This is a genomic window from Sphingomonas sp. CCH15-F11, assembly GCF_001557005.1.
GTDB lineage: Bacteria > Pseudomonadota > Alphaproteobacteria > Sphingomonadales > Sphingomonadaceae > Sphingomonas.
Window position 1 is genome coordinate 1 of sequence record NZ_LSKG01000011.1, and the last position, 17,439, is coordinate 17,439.

At 63.8% G+C, this 17,439-nt stretch carries 18 protein-coding genes and 1 pseudogene; 8 read left to right on the top strand and 11 right to left on the bottom strand.

Annotation, left to right across the window (positions count from 1 at the left end):
- Positions 1–23: 23 nt before the first annotated feature.
- A complete protein-coding gene (locus tag AX709_RS01225) occupies positions 24–530 on the bottom strand; it encodes an Hsp20/alpha crystallin family protein (RefSeq protein ID WP_066545887.1) in 507 nt (168 codons plus the stop codon).
- A 93-nt stretch (positions 531–623) separates the two neighbouring features.
- Positions 624–1,097: an Hsp20 family protein gene (locus AX709_RS01230; protein WP_030541304.1), complete on the bottom strand. Its 474-nt coding sequence runs from the start codon at positions 1,095–1,097 to the stop codon at positions 624–626.
- Positions 1,098–1,537: 440 nt separating this feature from the next.
- Here AX709_RS01230 and AX709_RS01235 point away from each other — a divergent pair, with 440 nt between their 5' ends.
- The 5 genes and pseudogenes from AX709_RS01235 (at position 1,538) to AX709_RS01255 (ending at position 6,844) form a co-directional block, all read left to right on the top strand.
- Positions 1,538–2,176, top strand: coding sequence for a Bax inhibitor-1/YccA family protein (locus AX709_RS01235; RefSeq protein WP_066545920.1), 639 nt, complete (start codon positions 1,538–1,540; stop codon positions 2,174–2,176).
- A 396-nt stretch (positions 2,177–2,572) separates the two neighbouring features.
- Positions 2,573–3,595 carry an IS110 family transposase gene (locus AX709_RS01240; RefSeq protein WP_066545888.1) on the top strand — a complete coding sequence of 341 codons (1,023 nt, stop codon included), beginning with the start codon at positions 2,573–2,575 and terminating at the stop codon, positions 3,593–3,595.
- A gap of 316 nt (positions 3,596–3,911) precedes the next feature.
- Positions 3,912–4,266: pseudogene (locus AX709_RS01245) on the top strand (transposase); the annotation flags it as partial.
- Between the two features lie 389 nt (positions 4,267–4,655).
- Positions 4,656–6,467, top strand: coding sequence for a PAS domain-containing protein (locus tag AX709_RS01250; protein WP_082731568.1), 1,812 nt, complete (start codon positions 4,656–4,658; stop codon positions 6,465–6,467).
- A complete protein-coding gene (locus tag AX709_RS01255) occupies positions 6,467–6,844 on the top strand; it encodes a response regulator (protein ID WP_066545891.1) in 378 nt (125 codons plus the stop codon). Before AX709_RS01250 ends, AX709_RS01255 begins: the two co-directional genes overlap by 1 nt.
- A gap of 70 nt (positions 6,845–6,914) precedes the next feature.
- On the opposite strand, the gene AX709_RS19060 is transcribed toward AX709_RS01255, so the two are convergent.
- The 3 genes from AX709_RS19060 to AX709_RS01265 all read right to left on the bottom strand — a co-directional run bounded on the left by AX709_RS19060 (position 6,915) and on the right by AX709_RS01265 (position 9,157).
- Positions 6,915–7,226, bottom strand: a complete 312-nt coding sequence (locus AX709_RS19060; protein WP_331709693.1) for a phosphoribosylanthranilate isomerase — start codon at positions 7,224–7,226, stop codon at positions 6,915–6,917.
- Complete coding sequence (locus AX709_RS19065) at positions 7,138–7,614, bottom strand: phosphoribosylanthranilate isomerase (protein ID WP_231727383.1); 477 nt, start codon at positions 7,612–7,614, stop codon at positions 7,138–7,140. The genes AX709_RS19060 and AX709_RS19065 overlap by 89 nt, the downstream gene beginning before the upstream one ends.
- A 91-nt stretch (positions 7,615–7,705) precedes the next feature.
- On the bottom strand, positions 7,706–9,157 hold the full coding sequence (locus AX709_RS01265) for a DUF4403 family protein (protein WP_066545894.1): 1,452 nt from the start codon (positions 9,155–9,157) through the stop codon (positions 7,706–7,708).
- A gap of 271 nt (positions 9,158–9,428) precedes the next feature.
- Here AX709_RS01265 and AX709_RS01270 point away from each other — a divergent pair, with 271 nt between their 5' ends.
- On the top strand, positions 9,429–9,998 hold the full coding sequence (locus AX709_RS01270) for a DUF4142 domain-containing protein (RefSeq protein ID WP_066545897.1): 570 nt from the start codon (positions 9,429–9,431) through the stop codon (positions 9,996–9,998).
- 120 nt (positions 9,999–10,118) lie between these two features.
- Here the strand turns inward: AX709_RS01270 and AX709_RS01275 are convergent, their stop codons facing one another.
- The 6 genes from AX709_RS01275 to AX709_RS19535 are packed head-to-tail and all read right to left on the bottom strand — an operon-like array spanning position 10,119 to position 15,627.
- A complete protein-coding gene (locus AX709_RS01275) occupies positions 10,119–10,568 on the bottom strand; it encodes a MarR family winged helix-turn-helix transcriptional regulator (RefSeq protein ID WP_331709694.1) in 450 nt (149 codons plus the stop codon).
- Between the two features lie 25 nt (positions 10,569–10,593).
- On the bottom strand, positions 10,594–12,015 hold the full coding sequence (locus AX709_RS01280; RefSeq protein ID WP_066545900.1) for an efflux transporter outer membrane subunit: 1,422 nt from the start codon (positions 12,013–12,015) through the stop codon (positions 10,594–10,596).
- The gene (locus AX709_RS01285) at positions 12,015–13,541 is read right to left on the bottom strand and encodes a DHA2 family efflux MFS transporter permease subunit (protein WP_066545903.1); all 1,527 of its coding nucleotides are present in this window, start codon (positions 13,539–13,541) and stop codon (positions 12,015–12,017) included. Before AX709_RS01285 ends, AX709_RS01280 begins: the two co-directional genes overlap by 1 nt.
- Positions 13,541–14,779: an HlyD family secretion protein gene (locus tag AX709_RS01290; protein WP_066545906.1), complete on the bottom strand. Its 1,239-nt coding sequence runs from the start codon at positions 14,777–14,779 to the stop codon at positions 13,541–13,543. Before AX709_RS01290 ends, AX709_RS01285 begins: the two co-directional genes overlap by 1 nt.
- A gap of 33 nt (positions 14,780–14,812) precedes the next feature.
- Positions 14,813–15,217, bottom strand: a complete 405-nt coding sequence (locus AX709_RS19530) for a PaaI family thioesterase (protein WP_197418948.1) — start codon at positions 15,215–15,217, stop codon at positions 14,813–14,815.
- On the bottom strand, positions 15,214–15,627 hold the full coding sequence (locus tag AX709_RS19535) for a PaaI family thioesterase (protein ID WP_066545912.1): 414 nt from the start codon (positions 15,625–15,627) through the stop codon (positions 15,214–15,216). The genes AX709_RS19530 and AX709_RS19535 overlap by 4 nt, the downstream gene beginning before the upstream one ends.
- A 118-nt stretch (positions 15,628–15,745) precedes the next feature.
- On the opposite strand from AX709_RS19535, the gene AX709_RS01305 reads away from it, so the two are divergent.
- Both AX709_RS01305 and AX709_RS01310 read left to right on the top strand, forming a co-directional pair.
- On the top strand, positions 15,746–16,690 hold the full coding sequence (locus AX709_RS01305; RefSeq protein ID WP_066545915.1) for an MlaD family protein: 945 nt from the start codon (positions 15,746–15,748) through the stop codon (positions 16,688–16,690).
- A gap of 125 nt (positions 16,691–16,815) precedes the next feature.
- Positions 16,816–17,439 (top strand): TetR/AcrR family transcriptional regulator (locus AX709_RS01310; RefSeq protein ID WP_231727381.1); only part of this gene is annotated, 624 nt, incomplete at its 3' end.

The window sequence follows — 17,439 nt, forward strand, 5'->3', positions numbered from 1 at the left end:
GTCGGCGGCTGCCCGACGTCTCATCAGCCTGCGTTGATCGGGATGCTGCGCCGGCTCTCGATCGCCTCCGCGGACTTGGGCAGGACGATCGTCAGCACGCCCTTGTTGAACGTCGCTCTTGCCCGGTCCTGCTCAACGCCGCGCGGCAGCCCGATATGGCGCTCGAAGCGACCATAGCTCCGCTCCGAATAGCCACGCTCCTTGTCCTCGGTTTCGGAACGCTTCTCGCCGCTGATCGACAAGACATTGTCGTCGACGCTGATGTCGACGTCCTTCTCATCCATCCCGGGCAGTTCGGCGGTGACGCGGATCTCCTTGTCGGTCTCCGAAAGCTCGATCGTCGGCCACTCGAGGCTGCGACCCCAGCCGCTCGTAGCCGGTACGCCGAAGCCCCGGAAGACGTCGTCGAACAGGCGGTTCACGTCGCGGTGCAGGGACACAAGCGGGTGCTGCTGGTCGGACCTGTCGTCGCTCCGTTCTGGAGCGCGGCTCTCCTGCCGGCCCCAAGGAATGAGATCACGAATTGCCATGATGATTATCCTCCTTTCCTGGCAGGCGTTGGACATGGTCCGTCGGCCGCGCCGCCGAAGCGGCGCGCCGACGGAGCCACATCTATCGCGCGATCAGGCCGCTGCGCTGTTCTCGCCCTTGGGCGCTTCAAGCCGATCGCTGTCGCCGGTCCCGCCGGCGATCTCGATCTTGCGCGGTTTCATGGCCTCGGGGACGACGCGCTTCAGCGCGATCGACAGAAGGCCATTCTCGAACCGGGCGTCGCCGGCCTCGATGAAATCCGCCAGCTGGAAGCGCCGCTCGAACGAGCGGGCAGCGATGCCGCGGTGCAGATACTCGCCCTTCCCGTCATCCTCGGCGCGCTTGCCGGTGACGCTGAGCAGATTCTGCTGAGCGACGATCTCGATGTCCTCCGGGCGGAAGCCGGCCACCGCAAGCGTGATGCGGTAACTGTCCTCGCCTTCCTTGACGATATCGAAGGGAGGGTAGCCATCGTCGTCGCGGGCACCTGCCTCGAGCAGGTTGAACAGACGGTCGAAGCCGACCGTCGATCGCCGATACGGCGCAAAGTCGAAGTTGGTTCTCATCTCCAAATCCTCCTGTGAGCAATCTGGGCATGAGAAGCGTCGGAAACGGAGAGCCGACGCCCTCTATGTCCACCGGACCCGAACGGCGTCCGGCAATCGAAAAACTAGGAACGGCTCAAGAGGTTTCAAGTAGAATTTAGCGAAGTCAGCAAAGCACTTCGCAAGCATCTCCGCCCTTGAAACGGGTGCGGGCGAATACAACATTAAGCCCGCGGACCGGGCCCCTCTGTCGACGGCGCTACGCCATCGTCATGTCGGACCGCATCGAGTGCGCTCGGTGCAGGATCGCGGGCTCCCAGGTGGAGCCGGCCGAGTGCCTCATTGACATTGGAGCAATGGAGTGAGGCATGAACAGAATTTTCGAACCGAATACCTATCGGCCTTTCCCGTCGGCCCGGGCCACAACCACGGCCGTCTATGATGAAGGCCTACGCCGGCACATGCTCGGCGTCTATCGCAACATGGCGCTCGGCCTTGGCATTACGGCGCTGGTGGCATTCCTCGTCGCCAGCGTGCCGGCGCTTTACCAGCCAATCTTCGGCACGCCGCTTAAGTGGGTCGCGATCTTCGCGCCGCTGGCATTTGTCATGTTCTTCTCGTTCAGGATCGAGCGCATGACGACAGGACAGGTGCGAACGGCCTTCTTCGCCTTTGCTGCGGTCATGGGCGTATCGATGGCCAGTATCTTCCTGGTGTTCACGGGCACCAGCATTGCGCTGGCCTTCTTCAGCGCCGCCGCCGTGTTCGCCGCGATGAGCCTGTGGGGCTATACGACCAACGTCGACCTGTCGCGCTGGTCCACCTTCCTGATGGTTGGCCTGATCGGCGTCGTGATCGCGAGCATCGTCAACCTGTTCGTCGGCTCCTCGACCCTGCAGCTCGTATTCTCGATCGTCGGCGTCCTCGTGTTCACCGGCCTGACGGCCTGGGACACGCAGCGCCTGAAGAACGAATATCTGGCTTATGCCGGGTCGGAGCGAGCCGAAAAGCTGGCCGTGATGGGCGCGCTTTCGCTTTACCTGAACCTGGTGAACCTCTTCCAGCTGCTGCTCAGCCTATTCGGGCAGCGGGAGGAATAATCCGGCTCTGAAACGTCGGGCCGGAAGACTAGGCAGCGCCGCCGTCGTCGACGGCAGGCGCTGCTCTGTTTGGTGAGTCCCGCGATCTACGGCCGCTCCATCGGTCAGCGATCGGCCTTCAGCATCGTGGAGTGACGATCGGATTTCGATCGTTCAGCTGTCGATTTCTTGAGATCGGTGGATTCTTCATCTCCTCATTGCCGGTGGATCACCGGACAATGCAACGGAGTCCACTGGATCGCTGCTCGTGCTGTAGCCACGTCTCACGACCTGTTCATCCATGAGCGCCTCGAGCATGTCGGCCCTCGAAATTGACGTGATGGGGTGGACGGCCCCCGCACCGAGGTAGGTGTGCGATGATGCGGCTGTCGGAAGCCACGTCTAGAGGAGTCGTCCATGCCCCAGGAGATCGCTGTAATTGGCCTCGATCTGGCCAAGAATGTGTTCCAAGTTCACGCCATCACCCATGATGGCAGTCCGGTTGTGCGCCGGCAGCTTCGACGAGCTGAGGTGCTGAAGTTCTTCGCGAAGCTGAAGCAGCCATGCCTTGTCGGGATGGAAGCTTGTGCATCAGCCCATTACTGGGGCCGGGAGATCGGCGCGCTCGGCCATGAAGTCCGGCTCATGCCGCCAGCGTATGTGAAGCCGTACGTGAAGCGCGGCAAGACCGACGCGGCCGACGCCGAGGCGATCTGCGAGGCCGTGACCAGGCCGACCATGCGCTTTGTCGCGGTGAAGTCGGAAGAACAGCAGGCGGCGCTGATGCTGCACAAGACCCGCGATCTTCTGGTTCGGCAGCGGACCATGCTGATCAACGCACTGCGCGCCCACCTCGGTGAGTATGGCATTGTGAAGGCCCAAGGTCCTGCGGGAGTGACCGCGTTGCTCGCTCTGGTTCAGGAGGCCCAAGCCGTGATCCCGGCCCACGCAAGATCAGCGCTATCCAGCATCGTCACCCAGTTCCGCGCGCTCGTGCGCGAAATCGACCTACTCGAGAAGCAGATCCTCGACTGGCACCGCCACGATGAGGTCAGCCAGCGGCTTGCGACGGTGCCGGGCATCGGGCCGATCACGGCATCGGCGATTGCAGCGACCGTACCCGATGCCTCAATTTTCCGATCCGGACGACAGTTCGCCGCATGGCTGGGCCTGACGCCAAGACCGCACAGCTCTGGCGGGAAGGAGCGCCTGGGCGGCATCACAAAACAGGGTGACGGCTACTTGCGGCGCCTGTTGGTCGTCGGGGCGACGGCGGTCATGCGGATGACGCGCAAGGATCACGCGAGGCAGCCGTGGCTAGCCAAGCTTTTAGCGAAAAAGCCAGCCAAGCTCGCCAGCGTTGCTCTGGCGAACAAAACGGCGCGGATCGCTTGGGTCATTATGAGCCGTGGGGAAATTTACCGCCCAGCTGCGGCCTGATCGACGCAGATAGCAGGTGCGCTTACGAGATGGTGCAGGGTGAATGAGTGGTGATGACAGACCGGTCTGACCGGGGATCGTGGAAACCCAAGGGGAGCAGGCGCTACCAAGCGCGTTGACGTGATCAGGGAAACGATCCGCGGACTTCATCAGGGCCAGCAGCCATGCGGTGCTGCACGAACAGGCCGAACACATGGATGCACCCGACCGGTGCTAATCGACCCTCAAAAACCTGTTGCACCGCGGGGGCCGTCCACACATGACCCCCGTTTCTTCATCCACTAGCTAGAGACCGGCCCTTCAAGGGGACGGACAGATGAAGCGGAAGCAGTTTTCAGAAGAGCAGATCATCGGCATTCTGAGGGAGGCCGAGGCGGGCGCCGTGGTGACGGAGCTGTGCCGCAAGCACGGCATGTCGAGCGTGACCTGCTACGCCTAGAAAGCGAAGCATGGCGGCCTGGAGGTATTCGAGGCGAAGCGACTGCGGCGCTGGAGCACGAGAACGCGAAGCTGAAGCGGTTGCTGGCCGACGCCATGCTGGACAATGTGGGGTTGAAAGACCTGTTGGCAAAGAAGTGGTGAGCGCGGCTGCCAAGCGGGAGGCGGTCGCGCTGTTGCAGTCTGGGTTTGGGATGAGCGAGCGGCGCGCCTGTGCCGTGATCGGTGCCGACCTGACGACTACAACACCGAGCGACCGCACTCCTTGCTCGGCTACGCCACCCCGGCAACCTTTGCCGCCGAGATCGAGAAGCAACGGGCTGGACGCGTTCAGCCCGTTGCTTCGAGTGCGCTCGCGCGCCACAACAACCGCCGGTCTCTGGTTCCGGTTGGATGAACGCCGGGGCTCACGTCACTTGGATGAGGACGCAGGCCGTCCGACAACGAAGGTCGGAACGGCGGCTGGCGCGCTAGGCGACCGTCTGCCAAGTAGGTGCAAACCGATCGGCAGGCGACCGCAACTTTGGTCGTGAAGCGAGATGGCGAGAGGCAGGCGCGGAGGTAGTGACAGGAGAATGACCGCAAGCACCATTACCGCCGAGGTTGGCGGCAGGCCTCCAGCATGAGCTGCAAGCTGGAAATCCTAACTTCGCCTTCAGCAATCGACGGTGATCTTACGTTCAGGGAATTGGCAGATAACCTGCCGACCTTGTGCTGGGTCGCGAATGCCGATGGTCACATCACTTGGTACAACAGGCGTTGGCACGACTATTGCGGAACGACGGCCGAGCAGATGCAGGGCTGGGGTTGGCAAGCGGTTCATGACCCCGACGTCCTGCCCGCCGTCATGGAGCGCTGGACCGGCTCGATCGCGACGGGCGAACCGTTCGAGATGGTGTTCCCGCTGCGCGGTGCCGATGGCGTCTTTCGGCCGTTTCTCTCGCGGATCGTCCCGCAGCGCGACGAGGCAGGTGTGCTGCGGCGTTGGGTGGGGAACAACATCGACATCAGCGCGCAGGTGGCAGTCGAGGACGAGCTTCGCCGGTCACGCGAGCAGCTTGAACGGGTGAACCGCGCGATCGGAGAGCGCGAGGCTTTCCTGTCGAGCGTACTGTCCAGCTCGACGGACTGCATCGAGGTCCTCGATCTTGCGGGCAATCTGACCTTCATGAATGATGGGGGGCAGCAGCTGATGGAGATCGGCGACTTCGCCGACGTGGCGGGCCGTCCATGGACCGACGTCTGGCATGGCGCCGGCAGGGAAAGCGCGAGTCACGCCGTCGAAGCCGCGCGGCGGGGAGATGCCACCACCTTCATGGGCATGGCCGAAACGCGCCGGGGCAACCTGAAATGGTGGCACGTCGCCGTCAGCCCGATCACGGGACCGGGCGGCAAGCCTGAGCGGATCCTTTGCGTATCCCGCGACATCACCGAACTGCGCGCCAGCGGGGAGGAGCGGGATCGCTTCATACGACTGGCGGAGAACAGCACCGATTTCATCGGAATGGCCGCGCGGGACGGCCGCGTGTTCTATCTGAACGGCGCGGCGAGAAGGCTGGTCGGCCTGGAGGACCGAGCAACGTCCGATCTGGTGATCGGCGACTTTTTCTCGCCTGAACAGGCCGAGCAGATTTCCCGTGAGGTGCTGCCAGCGGTCGATCGGGTGGGCCAGTGGGCCGGGGAGGTGGAGCTTCGCCACTTCGGGACAGGTGAGGCGATCCCTGTCCTGTATTCGGTGTTCGCAATTACCGACGCGAACGGCATGCACGTCGCCTATGGAACGATCACGCGCGACTTCCGCGAACGTCGGCGCGCCGAAGACGACATGCGGCTGCTCAATGGCGAGCTGGCTCACCGCCTCAAGAACGTCCTTGCGGTTGTGCAATCCGTGGCGAGCCAGACGCTGCGCAGCGCGTCCGATACCGAAGCCGCGAGCCGCGACCTTTCCGCCCGCCTCGTGGCGCTCGGCGCTGCAACCGACCTGCTGACACGGAGGTCATGGCGCTCGGCCGACCTGGGCGAGCTGGCGGTCCGGGCGCTGACCCCTCATGGCGCCATCGGCACGCGCATCCTCATCGACGGGCCGCGCATTGCCATCAAGCCCCAGGTCACGGTCGCCTTTGCGCTCACGCTTCATGAACTCGCAACCAATGCCGGGAAATATGGGGCTCTATCCAATGAAACGGGGACTGTGTCGCTTCGGTGGGAGATTGCGGATCAGGGAGGTGAGGCGCTTCTGGATGTTCACTGGCGTGAGCACGGCGGGCCACCCGTGCAGGCTCCGCAGCGAAGGGGTTTCGGTTCAGTTCTCATCGAGCGATCGTTGAGCGCGTACACCAGCGGCAAGACGGAATCTGCATTCGACGCGGAAGGGTTCACGTTCACCCTCCATGCACGCCTTGAAGACGTCTCGATCAATGATGGAAATAATTAGTGGGCCAGCGTAAGCCGATTGCAAACAAGACCATCCTAATCGTGGAAGACGAAGCCATCCTCAGGTTCGATCTGGTCGACTTCTTCGAACATGCAGGATGGAGAGTGTTCGAGGCCACGAATGCCGACAGCGCCATCGAATTGCTCGATCGTCACAGGGAGATCGGCGCTGTTCTGACGGACGTCAACATGCCTGGGTCGATGGACGGCCTTGCGCTCGCTCATCACGTGCGCGGGCGCTATCCGCCAACCGTCCTATTCGTGGTGTCGGGCAACGTGCCCCTGGACAGCGAGGATCTGCCGGTCCGAACCGCGTTCATGCCCAAGCCGTTCGATCCGCATCGCCTGCTTCGCGAACTGGAGGCGGCAAGTCTGTGACCGGGGACGGTCTGACCTGATGTGCACAGGACGCCGCCGAAGGAAGGGGTTCACGCCCGTGCCAGCGTCGTCACATCGCCAGCGCCATCTCCCTATCGATCTGCTGGACCGCGGTGACGAAGGCGAACAGCTTCTGCGGGTCGGGTTGACCACCCGTCCGGACGCCGGAGCACAGGTCGACACCATAGGGCCGAACCTGCCCGATCGCTTCTGCCACGTTCGCGGCAGTCAGGCCCCCGGCAAGAAACACCGGCTTCTCGGTCGCACGGACGAAAGCGGTGCTGACCGCCCAGTCATGCGCACGGCCGGTTCCCCCCCAGCTCAGCGACCGGGGCGTTGGGCCTGCCGGAGTCGAGCAGGAAGGCATGAACGCAAGGATCATAGGCCGGGATCAGCTGTAGCGCTTCCGGCCCTTCGACGTGGATAACCTGTATCCGGCGGACGTGCGGCTCCAGCGCCGCCAGCTTGCCCGACCCCGCGGGATCGATGTGCGACACGATCTGGACCGCCGACGGAGCGGTCGCGCGGACATGGGCGGAGATGGCGTCGGCGGTCGTCTCGGATGTCAGCAGGAAGGTGGCCACCGGCGGTGGCACGAGCGCCGTCACCTCTGCGATCGCCCTGTCGGAGATCGGACCGGGACCAGATGGCATGCGCGCCACCAGCCCCAGCGCATCCGCCCCAGCCGTGATCGCGATCCGCGCTTCATCCGGCGAGGCGATGCAGCAAATCTTGATCCGCGCTCTCATGGGACCGAGACGTGCCGCCATGCCGCCATGCCGCCATGCCGCCATGCCGCCATGCCGACGGGAGGGCAATAAGCCGGTCCGTGCCGGATGCCGCCGCGAGGTCGGGCATCCTCTATCGTGGAGCAAGGCGGATCGTGGCCGTGCCGCGCCCCCATACGGGGAGGTACACGCCTTGCCCCGCCGCCTTCAGCTGGCCCGTGCGCACGTCCGTGATGTGGGCGCGCACGATCAGGTCGCCGATCTGCTTCTCGTCGATCGCATGGGTAATCTTGGCGAGCAGCTTGTCGAAATCCTTCTCGAAATTCTGGGTCAGCGCGCTCGAGACCGTTCCGGATATCCCGGGCGCATTGGCGAGCTTCAGAAGCAGGCTGGTCCTGACAGAGTCGGTGGCTCCAACCACCGCAAGGTCCTCGACCGAGACATGCCTGTCATTGACGGCGTTGCGCGGCGTGGCGGTCAGCCAGATCGTTCCCCTGGAAGGCTTCCCACCTTCGGCTGCCGCGCTGAAGCGGAGCCCCACCGCGATCTTGCCGCCAGTCGTGCCGTAGATGGTGACCTGGTGAAACTGGGCGCGCACGGCACCGATCCCGGGCAAGTGGAAGGGGCGCCTGGACCGCTTCACCAACGCCTTGGCGAGAACCGGTTCCAGCTGACGATAGTCCGCGATCACAGGGATGGCGAACAGGATCCCGCCTGGTCCGGGCTGCCGGCGGGCGAGGTCGGGAAGCGGCTGGCGTTGCGGATCGGGTGGACGATCGCCGACAAAGGTTTCCGTTCTCGCCGTGAGCCCCAGCAACAGGTTCAGCCGCCTGCCCGAAATCCTGTAGCCGCCAAAGCTTAGCCGCTGGGGCGTGATCCGCATCCACACCGGCGGGTTTGCCTTGTTGAGCTCGACGGAGGTGAACGCCTTCCCCCAGATATGGGCGATCTGCTCACGCACCCTTAACTTGGCCAGCTCCTTTGGCAGCGTACGCTCCAGGCGCGCGACGACGCTGGCGAGCTTGGCGTCCGCCTTGCTGGTGAACTCGATCCGCTGGCCGAGAAAATCAACGTGCGGCTCATCGGTCCAGTCATAGGAGATCGATATCTTTCCGTGCGGCGACCAATCGCGGAAAACGTCGAGTTGCACCACGGCCCTTACGCGTGCGTCCGCTTCGGCCGTTTCCCGGCTGAGCACGCCTCCCACGTCCCTGGCGCTGATCGTGGCATGGAGCGGCATCGTGACGACGATGGTCCTTCCTGAACCACTGAGCGTCAACGGGCCGCGCACGACGGTGCCGGTAATGCGGCACCGAACTGTCGGAGTTTTGATTTTTGCGAAAAGGATTTTCACCTTTCGCGGCGGCACGCAGGTCTGCCCCGGTTTGTCGATCGCCCAGAGACGACGTGGGACCGCTTGCTCGAGGGTAGTGGCGAGCTCGTCGAGATCCGCGGCGATCGGCACGTCGATCACCGAGGTTTGCGGGGACACGCTGATCGCATCCGTTGTGCGCGGCGGTGCCCGACGTGGAGTCCGGTCGCACCCCGCCAGCCAAGCGGCGCACAGCAAGGCGGAGACGATCATTGCGCGTTTCGATATACCCGCGCAGCCATCTTCCGGCAGAGAGGAACCATATGCCTGGACTGGCACTGCAATCACGGGTTCAGTCTGGATGAGCACAACTCCTGCCAACAGCCTTCCGGATGGCCGCCGCCATGCAGCCTCTCTCCTTGGCGCAGGCGATCATCCGCCACGAACACCCGCAACTAACACGCAAGGAAAAGGAACTGTTTCGTTTCCTTGTCGTTCCGTGATCTGATTTTAGCCAATGCCAGTCACACCAACGGAGGGTTCGATGAAGACTGCGATAGTTGCTGCCCTGCTTTCTCTCGCGCCGGTCCCGGTGCTCGCCCAAGCCGTTTCGCCGGCCACTTCGGGGACGATGACGAGCGCCGACGTCGGCGTGTCCCCGATCGTTAGCCAGAGCGGGCCCAATTACGTCCTCGCCGCGGCGGACGCGAACCTATTCCAGATTAAGGCGGCGCAACTCGCCGTGACACGTGCGCAGAGGGATGACGTGAAGGCCTACGCGCGGCGGGTAATGGCGGAAACGCAGAGCAGCCACAAGGCACTGCTGGCGGCGCTCAAGAATGATCAGCGTACGATCAAGGCGCCGTCTTCGAACCTATCTGCCGACCGTGCCGCGTTGCTGAAGTTGTTGCAAAAGGCCCCGAAGAGCGCTTTCGACAACCTGTACCTGACACAGTCTGCGCAGGTGCAGCAGGCCGCCTGGGCTGTCCACAAGGGCTATGCACAGGACGGGACCGATCCTGCCTTGAAGCAGGTCGCCGGCACTGCCGTCCCGGTACTGGAAAACGAGCTTACCACCGGCAAGTCCCTCACTCCCTCCGGGCTTGCCGGATGAGGTGACCTTCGTCGGACCAGGCCGTTCACTCCCGTCGGCCTGGTCCGGCACCTTTGTTCTCGCTTTCGCTGTGGAGCTTGTTGAACTGGTCGCGGGCATCATCATGCATCAGGTGCTGCATCAGCATCCAAAAGCCTGCACCGCCCCTTCGCCCGCCTCCTGATATGCCCGCGCCATGTTCCGTCGGAGGTCCTCGAAAAGGCCCGCCTCCAGATCTTGCCCCTCCCTTGTGAGCGTTAATAGGCGTTGACGCCTATCGCGCGTTCCGGACTTCACATCGATCAATGCGCGCTCGATCAAGTCCTTCATCACTCGCCCAACAGGCTGCTTCGTAACTCCAAGAATCTTCAACAGGTCACTCACGGACAGGTCCGGGTATCTGCCGACGAAGTACAATACGCGGTGATGAGCGCGTCCCAACTTGCGCGCTGCAAGCTCCGCATCCGCGTGCGCAAGGTGAGACCGGTGAGCGAAGAAAAGTAGGTCAATCCCGCCTCTGACCACGTCATCACGCAGGTACTGAGCAGGCGGAGGAGAAAGCGGCGCCCTCACGCGAGCTGTCTTGTGCATTGAAGGAACCGCACTTTGCTCTCCGTCACTCCCATCCCAACCCGAGCGATTTCTGCAAGGCGATGAAGGAGCGATCAAGCTCGCCGGTCGCCTCCTGTAGCGACTGTTCCGCTTCCAGGGCAGCGCGTTCTGCTTCAAGGGACGTGGTCAAGGGAACGGCGCCCTGACTGAACCGCTGCGCCGCATACGCGGCCGACTGTCTCGCTCCATTGCGGCTCTCGACGCTCGAGAACAGGTTCCTGCGCTGATTGCCGAAGCGGGTCAGGCTCGTCTCTGCGTCGGTCAGGGCAGAGAAGACGACCTTGCGATATTGTGCCTCGGCTTCGTCGCGATCGGCCCTCGCCTGATCGACGCGGGCGCGATTCCGGCCGAAGTCAAGGAAGCTCCAGTTGATGCGCGGCAGCAGCAGGCTCGACACGTTGTCGGGATCGACCACGTCGCCGACGTCCGGGCCGCCGAGGCCGATGATCCCCATTATGCTGACCGAGGGGAACTGCCGGGCGACGTTGACGCCGATCTGGGCATTCGAGGCCGCCAGCTGTCGCTCGGCCGCGCGGATGTCCGGGCGCCGTCGCAACATCGCGGCAGGGTCACCGATCGCGACTGTCGCCGGGATCGTAGGTATTGGTGCAGGAGCGGAGAGCGCTGCATCATGCGCGCCAGGCTCGTCGCCGGTGAGTAGAGCCAGTTGATCCAATGTCGTGGCGATCTGACCCTCGAGCGGAAGCAGCCCGGCTTCCGTTCGGGTGAGCTCCGTCCTCAGCCGAACCACCTCGTCGCGCGAGGCTGCGCCGCGCTGTTCACGCTGTTGCAGGAGGGTCAGCGACTGTTGCTGGAGTTGTGCGGAGCGGCGAGCCAGAACAAGGCGCTGCTGAAGTTCGCGCAAGGTCACGTAGTTCTGGGCCACCTCAGCGGCCAGGCGCACCTGCGCATCCGCGCGGCTGGCCTCGGCCGCCTGCGCCTGAGCCTGCGCGCCCTCCGCGGCGCGTCGGCGCCCGCCGAACAGATCGATCTCCCACGACGCATCGAGGCCTGCGTTGTAGAATTCGGCCTTGATGCGATCGGACTGTTCGCCCTGCGTCGGCAAGGCAAGCGAGCCTGCCGGGAGATCGGCAACGATCGCCGTACCCGACGCGGACACCGTCGGCAGCTGGTTGGCGCTCTGTTCGCGTAGGCTCGCCCGCGCCTTTCGTATCCGCGCCTCTGCAATGGTGACGTCCGGATTAGCGGCAAGCGCGCGATCGATCAGCGCCGTAAGCTGAGGATCGGCCATGCTTTCCCACCACCGCGCGATCGGCGGCCGAGGCACGGTAACCGCCGGGTCAGCGCGGCGAAATGCGGAGCGCGCGCGCTCGCCGCTCACGACGCTCGGCGGGCCTTTGTAGCTCGGGCCGACCACGCAGCCGGAGAGGAGGGCGGGGAAAAGGATCCAGGTGAGTCGGTTCATCAGTGCATCGCCATCTGCGTGCCGGACGAGATCGGCCGGAGAAACAGCGCCAACGGCGTCGTGATCGCGATCGCGACGCCGAGCGCGAAGAACAGGTCGTTGTAAGCCATCACTGTGGATTGCTCGAGCAATTGACCCGCGAGCTGCCGGTAGGCTCCGGCCTCGCCTGAGGGCGCCATCACCGTGCGCGCGAACCACTCCTGGGTCGTTGCTGCGTTGGCCGACACCGTTTCACCCAACCGGTTGAAGTGGAGGAACGTCTGGCGATCCTGGAGGGTGGCCATGAGCGCCAGTCCGATGGAGCCGCCAAGATTGCGCCCGGCGTTGAACAAAGCGGAGGCATCCCCCGCATCTTCAGGCGACACGGCACTGATCGCTGCCTGGTTGAGGAACATCATGGCGAAGATCTGGCCGAAGCCGCGGACGAGCTGCGAATTCGTCAGGTCGCCCCCGGCCGACTGCGCGGTGAGGTGCCAGTCCATGGCGCAACTGACGCCGATCAGCGTCATGCCGACAAAGACCGCCAGGCGAACGTCGAGATATTTGAACGCTAGCGGCAGGAACGGCATCAGCATCAGGGCGGGGATACCGGAGACGAAGACCACCTTTCCCGATTGCAGCGCGCTATAACCCGCCATCGACGAGAGGAACTGGGGGATGAGGAAGGTCACCCCGTAGAGCACGACGCCGATGATGAGGCTGAGGACGAAGACGCTGCCGAAGGAGCGGCTGAAGATCAGCGACAGCTTGAGCACCGGATGTTCGGAGCGGACCTGTCCGATCGTGATGAGCGCGAAGCCGAAGATTGTGGCGACCGCGAGCTTCACGATCATGGCGGACTCGAACCACATCTCGCGCTGACCTTCCTCGAGCATCACGGTGAGCGCGCCCAGGCCGATGGCAAGCCCCGCGACCCCGAACCAGTCGGCATGGCGCAGCTGGTCGAGCCGCAAATGCTCGTGCTTGAGCCCGAGCAGGAGCAGGAGGACGAGTCCGGCACATACGGGCACGTTGAGGAAGAAGGCGTAATGCCAGCTGTAATTGTCGGTGAGCCAGCCCCCGATGATTGGCCCGAGCACAGGTCCAAGGATGGCGGTGCCGCCGAAGGCTGCGGTTCCGATCGGCTGCTGCGCCGGCGGCAGCCGTGTCGCGATGATCGTCATCGCAGTCGGGATCAGCGCACCGCCGGTGAAGCCTTGCCCTACACGCCCGGCGATCATCATCGGCAGCGTCGTCGAAATCCCGCACACGATCGAGAAACCGGTGAAGCTGACCGCCGCACCCAGAAGGAAGTTGCGCAGGCCGAGCAGGCGCACGAGAAAGGGGCTGAGCGGGATCATGACTATCTCCGCCACGAGATAGGAGGTCGCGACCCAAGTGCCCTCGGTGCCGCTCGCGCCGATCTCGCCCTGGATGGTGGGCAAGGCAGCATTGACGATCGAAATGTCAAGCAGCGCCATGAACGACCCGATCGTGCCCGCGGCGACGGCTAGCCAGTCGCGCAGGCCGGCGCGTTCGGCCGCCATCAGCGCGTGCCCTGCGTCTCGCCGCGCTTCAGCCGCTCGGTTTCCTGCTCGATCCGATCACGACTTCCCTTTGCGCTGATCGTGTCGACCGTGACCTCGACCGACAGGCCGGGACGCAGCACCCGGCGCGCCTCCGGCCCCGCTTCAATGCTGATCCGCACGGGCACTCGCTGAACGATCTTGGTGAAGTTCCCGGTCGCGTTCTCGGGCGGGATGAGCGAAAACTGCGCGCCCGTGCCTGGTGAGAAGCTCGCAACCCGGCCGCGCAGTTCGGCGCCGTCAAGTGCATCCACCTTGATGGTCACGGGCTGTCCGACGCGCATCAGCGCGACCTGTGTTTCCTTGAAGTTAGCCTCAACGTAGAGTTGATCGACTGGCACCACCGACATCAGCCGGGTCGCCGGCTGGACATATTGCCCGGCCCGCACCGCCTTGTCCGCGACCACACCGTCTATACTGCTGCGGATCTGGACCGCACCGAGGTCCGTCGAGGCGCGCGCAAGCTGCGCCTGCGCGGTGCCACGCTGCGCCTCCGCCTGGCCGATGCGAGCCGCTTGCGTTGCGACACTGCGACGGGCGGCGAGGTAGGCGGCTCGCTGCGCGCGCAACTCCGCGGAGGCTCGATCTCGCTGAAGGACCAGGTTTGCGATGCGCTCACGCGATTCCGCTCCTGTCCGAGCGAGGGGTTCGTAGCGTCTCACCTCGTTCTCTGCCGCTGCGGCGGCAGCCTCGGCGCTCGCAACCTGGGCGGCGGCCTGAGCGACAGTGGCCTGTTGCTCGTCAAGCGTCCGGCGCGCGGTCGTGATGTTGGCGCCGGCTGCGGCGATCTGAGCTTGCGCCTGTTCGACATTGGCGCGGTAGTCACGAGGATCGAGGACGGCGAGCAGCTGGCCGCGGCGGACAGGCTGGTTGTCGGCGACGAGGACACGCTCGACATAGCCGCCTACCTTCGGTGAAACGGTCACGAAGTCCGCGCGCACATAGGCGTTGTTGGTCGACTGCAGGTATTGGCCGCTCGCGCGGTAGTTCAGGTACCAGACGACCGCCGCGACGATGCCCGCAACGAGCGCGGCGATGAGGACGTAGCGGATGATCGGAAAGCGCTCGAGAAGCGAGGGCTTCTTTTCGCCATTCTTCTCCTCGGAACCGTCCTCCGACCTGGCTTCTTGCTGGGAATTTGCGTCCGAGTGGTCTTGCGGCGCGTCGCCGCCTCGATCTTCAGCCTGCTCGTCAGCCACCCAGCAACCCTATCGTATGTAAACCGAGCCGTATCATAGTGTGTGTCGGTCGGCATTGCCACCCACTCTGATGGGCTCGTGCACAGCAAACTCAAGCTGCGCGAAGCATACAGCCGCGGGATCTCCGCGGCGGAATGCTTCGGCGTGAACGACTGCGATCCGACGCCCGACACGCCTGACCTTAGGCGTCGTGACAAGGGCATCGGGCCGAGCAGAGGCAAGGAACTGGAGGTTCACGCTGATGAGCTTCGGGACGTGCCCATGCGGAAGTTGGCGTGCAAGAGCACGCTTCGCTGCCACTTCGAGAAAGGATGCCACAGCTCCGCCATGCAAGGCGGGAAGGAGAGGGTTGCCGATCATGTATTCCACTGGCGTCAAAACAAAGGCGTCACCGTTCTCTGAAATCATGGAGCCTAGCAGCTGCGCGAAGCCGCTCATGGCCCGACAGCCCGATTGATCGAAAAGACGCCTTGGGCAGTCGCGATCAGGTGAGAAGGATCGGTATCCCAAACTTCGGTCCGTACGAACGCACGGTGCTCGGTGGCGTCGTAACAATGCGCCCACGCTGTCGCGGAGCATCTCGCCTCGGGATACCGCACATGGTCCACCTTCAGGTTGAGGGTCGAGATTGCCAATCGCCTTCCCAGTCGAGACATTACAGCAACGCCGCAGGCCTGATCGATAAGGCTCGTCAACACGCCCGTCGCTAAAGTCTCGTCCTCGTCCGCCAGCTCCTCACGCCAACCGACACGTAGCGAGCTGAGGCCATCGCCGATCGAAACCAGCTCCAGGCCAAGCCTGTTCCCCCACGGTATGTCGCCTGGTTGCAGGCTCCAGTCTCCAGCCACGAATCCATCCTCGTCCTGATCAGGCTCTGCCAGCTTGAAAGGCCGGCTTTGCTCCAGCCATCTGGGAAACGGTACGGTTTACATATAGGGTCCGGCTTCTTAATGGTTATGGTCTCGCATGGAAACGCGGTCGAACAAATTCCTGGTGCTCGTAGTGACCGGCTTTCTGCTTGGCACGCTCCTGATCTTCACCCTGTGGCTGTTTGATGCACGCGATGGACACGGCAATCCCTATATGATCCGCTTCACCGGGAGCGTTGCCGGCCTGGAGAAGGGGTCGCCGGTGACCTTCTCGGGCGTACCGGCCGGTCATGTCACGTCGATACGCTTCGACAAGGAGGACCCGTCAGCGGTTCTCGTCACCGTCAACCTTGATCCGCAGATCCCCATCGTCGCAGGCGTAAAAGCGTCGATCGCAAGATCGGCACTGGCCGGCACCGCGAACATCAGCCTCGACGGCGCCACATCTGGTGCGCCCCCGATCGTTGCGGTGAGCGACGGGGAGCTTCCCGTCATTCCCGCCAAGGAAGGCGGGCTCCTTGGCGGCGGAGGGGACCCCGTCGCACTGGTCGAGAAGATCAGCCGCACCGTGGATTCTGTTTCTCGCAACCTCGACGCCGCTCAGCAGGAACGGACCAGCGATCGACTGGCGGCGCTTGCGGAAAGTTCCGCGGGTTGGGCAGACAGGGCCGGGTCGGCATCCGACGGACTTACTGGCGCGCGCGCTCGCGTGGTAGCTGTGGGGGACGCCTTGCAGCGATCCGGCGCCAGCGCACAACGGTTGAGGCTTGCCCTGGACGACCGCCGCGCGATCGTTCTCGCGAGAGCGAACCGCACGTTGCTGAACGCTCGAGACGGAGCCGAGCGATTTGCGGCGCGCGTTGAGGCGGTTCGACCCGCGATCCGCGGCACGACTGCCAAACAGGCTCAATTGCGTGAGACCATTCGTTCAGCAAGGAACAAGGTCGGTGCTGTCAGGGATACGGCCGTTCGCATCGATCAGGAGGGACTGGGCGTGGGTGCTCCGTCTCTTCCCGTCTACAAGCCAACGTCACAGGATTGAGCGACGGCGATACAAAAGCACAGCCTTGGGCTGAGATCGAGCTGGCAGGCGAGCAAGCGACCCTCTCGGCGTGATTTCTCGTCAACCTGTCCGGATCACGCTACCGTCGATCCAGGAGAACGAGATTGAGCGACATCGAAAAGAAAGGTCGGCCCAGGAAGATGGGCAGACCCACGACCGAGGACGCGCTTCGCCTGACCTCGCATATCCTCAAGAGCGCCCGCGAGCTGTTCTTCGCACACGGGTTTGACGGCGCCAGTGCCGACATGATCGCCGAACAGGCGCGTATCTCCAAGCGAACCCTGTACGCGCGCTTCGGCAGCAAGGCCCGCGTGTTCGAGGCGGTGATCCTCGACGAGATCGATACGCAGCTGCGCGCGCTCGAACCTTCCGGCAGCGACGAACCCGACATCCAATCGCGGCTTCGCGTAATCGCCGATCGTCTGCTCGAGTGGCTGCTGACGCCGCGGATCACCTCCATGGAACGCGTCGTCATCGCGCAGGCCGTGCGCTTTCCAGCGCTTGCGGCAAACATCCACGACTTCGGCTACCAGCGGGCCGTGCAGTGGGTGGCCTCGATCCTCGCCCATGCCGATGCAAAGGGTGAGCTATCGTTGGCAGACCCGGTGTTTGCCGCCGAGCAGTTCGTCACCCTCGTAGTGGTCGCGCCCATGCGCCGTGCAGCGCTCGGGCTTGTCCGTCGTCAGAACATTTGGCACAGGTCGCGGCGTAAATTAGCGGAGTGCGGG

What these genes read in the sequence shown, in the direction of transcription:
- AX709_RS01265 (WP_066545894.1), bottom strand. Translation starts at nt 9,157, where the DNA reads ATGATCGTCTCCGCCTTGCTGTGCGCCGCTTGGCTGGCGGGGTGCGAC.
- AX709_RS01230 (WP_030541304.1), bottom strand. Translation starts at nt 1,097, where the DNA reads ATGAGAACCAACTTCGACTTTGCGCCGTATCGGCGATCGACGGTCGGC.
- AX709_RS01240 (WP_066545888.1), top strand. Translation starts at nt 2,573, where the DNA reads ATGCCCCAGGAGATCGCTGTAATTGGCCTCGATCTGGCCAAGAATGTG.
- AX709_RS01235 (WP_066545920.1), top strand. Translation starts at nt 1,538, where the DNA reads ATGCTCGGCGTCTATCGCAACATGGCGCTCGGCCTTGGCATTACGGCG.
- AX709_RS19060 (WP_331709693.1), bottom strand. Translation starts at nt 7,226, where the DNA reads ATGATCCTTGCGTTCATGCCTTCCTGCTCGACTCCGGCAGGCCCAACG.
- AX709_RS01285 (WP_066545903.1), bottom strand. Translation starts at nt 13,541, where the DNA reads ATGGCGGCCGAACGCGCCGGCCTGCGCGACTGGCTAGCCGTCGCCGCG.
- AX709_RS01270 (WP_066545897.1), top strand. Translation starts at nt 9,429, where the DNA reads ATGAAGACTGCGATAGTTGCTGCCCTGCTTTCTCTCGCGCCGGTCCCG.
- AX709_RS01280 (WP_066545900.1), bottom strand. Translation starts at nt 12,015, where the DNA reads ATGAACCGACTCACCTGGATCCTTTTCCCCGCCCTCCTCTCCGGCTGC.
- AX709_RS01305 (WP_066545915.1), top strand. Translation starts at nt 15,746, where the DNA reads ATGGAAACGCGGTCGAACAAATTCCTGGTGCTCGTAGTGACCGGCTTT.
- AX709_RS19530 (WP_197418948.1), bottom strand. Translation starts at nt 15,217, where the DNA reads ATGAGCGGCTTCGCGCAGCTGCTAGGCTCCATGATTTCAGAGAACGGT.
- AX709_RS01250 (WP_082731568.1), top strand. Translation starts at nt 4,656, where the DNA reads ATGAGCTGCAAGCTGGAAATCCTAACTTCGCCTTCAGCAATCGACGGT.
- AX709_RS19065 (WP_231727383.1), bottom strand. Translation starts at nt 7,614, where the DNA reads ATGGCGGCACGTCTCGGTCCCATGAGAGCGCGGATCAAGATTTGCTGC.
- AX709_RS01225 (WP_066545887.1), bottom strand. Translation starts at nt 530, where the DNA reads ATGGCAATTCGTGATCTCATTCCTTGGGGCCGGCAGGAGAGCCGCGCT.
- AX709_RS01275 (WP_331709694.1), bottom strand. Translation starts at nt 10,568, where the DNA reads ATGCACAAGACAGCTCGCGTGAGGGCGCCGCTTTCTCCTCCGCCTGCT.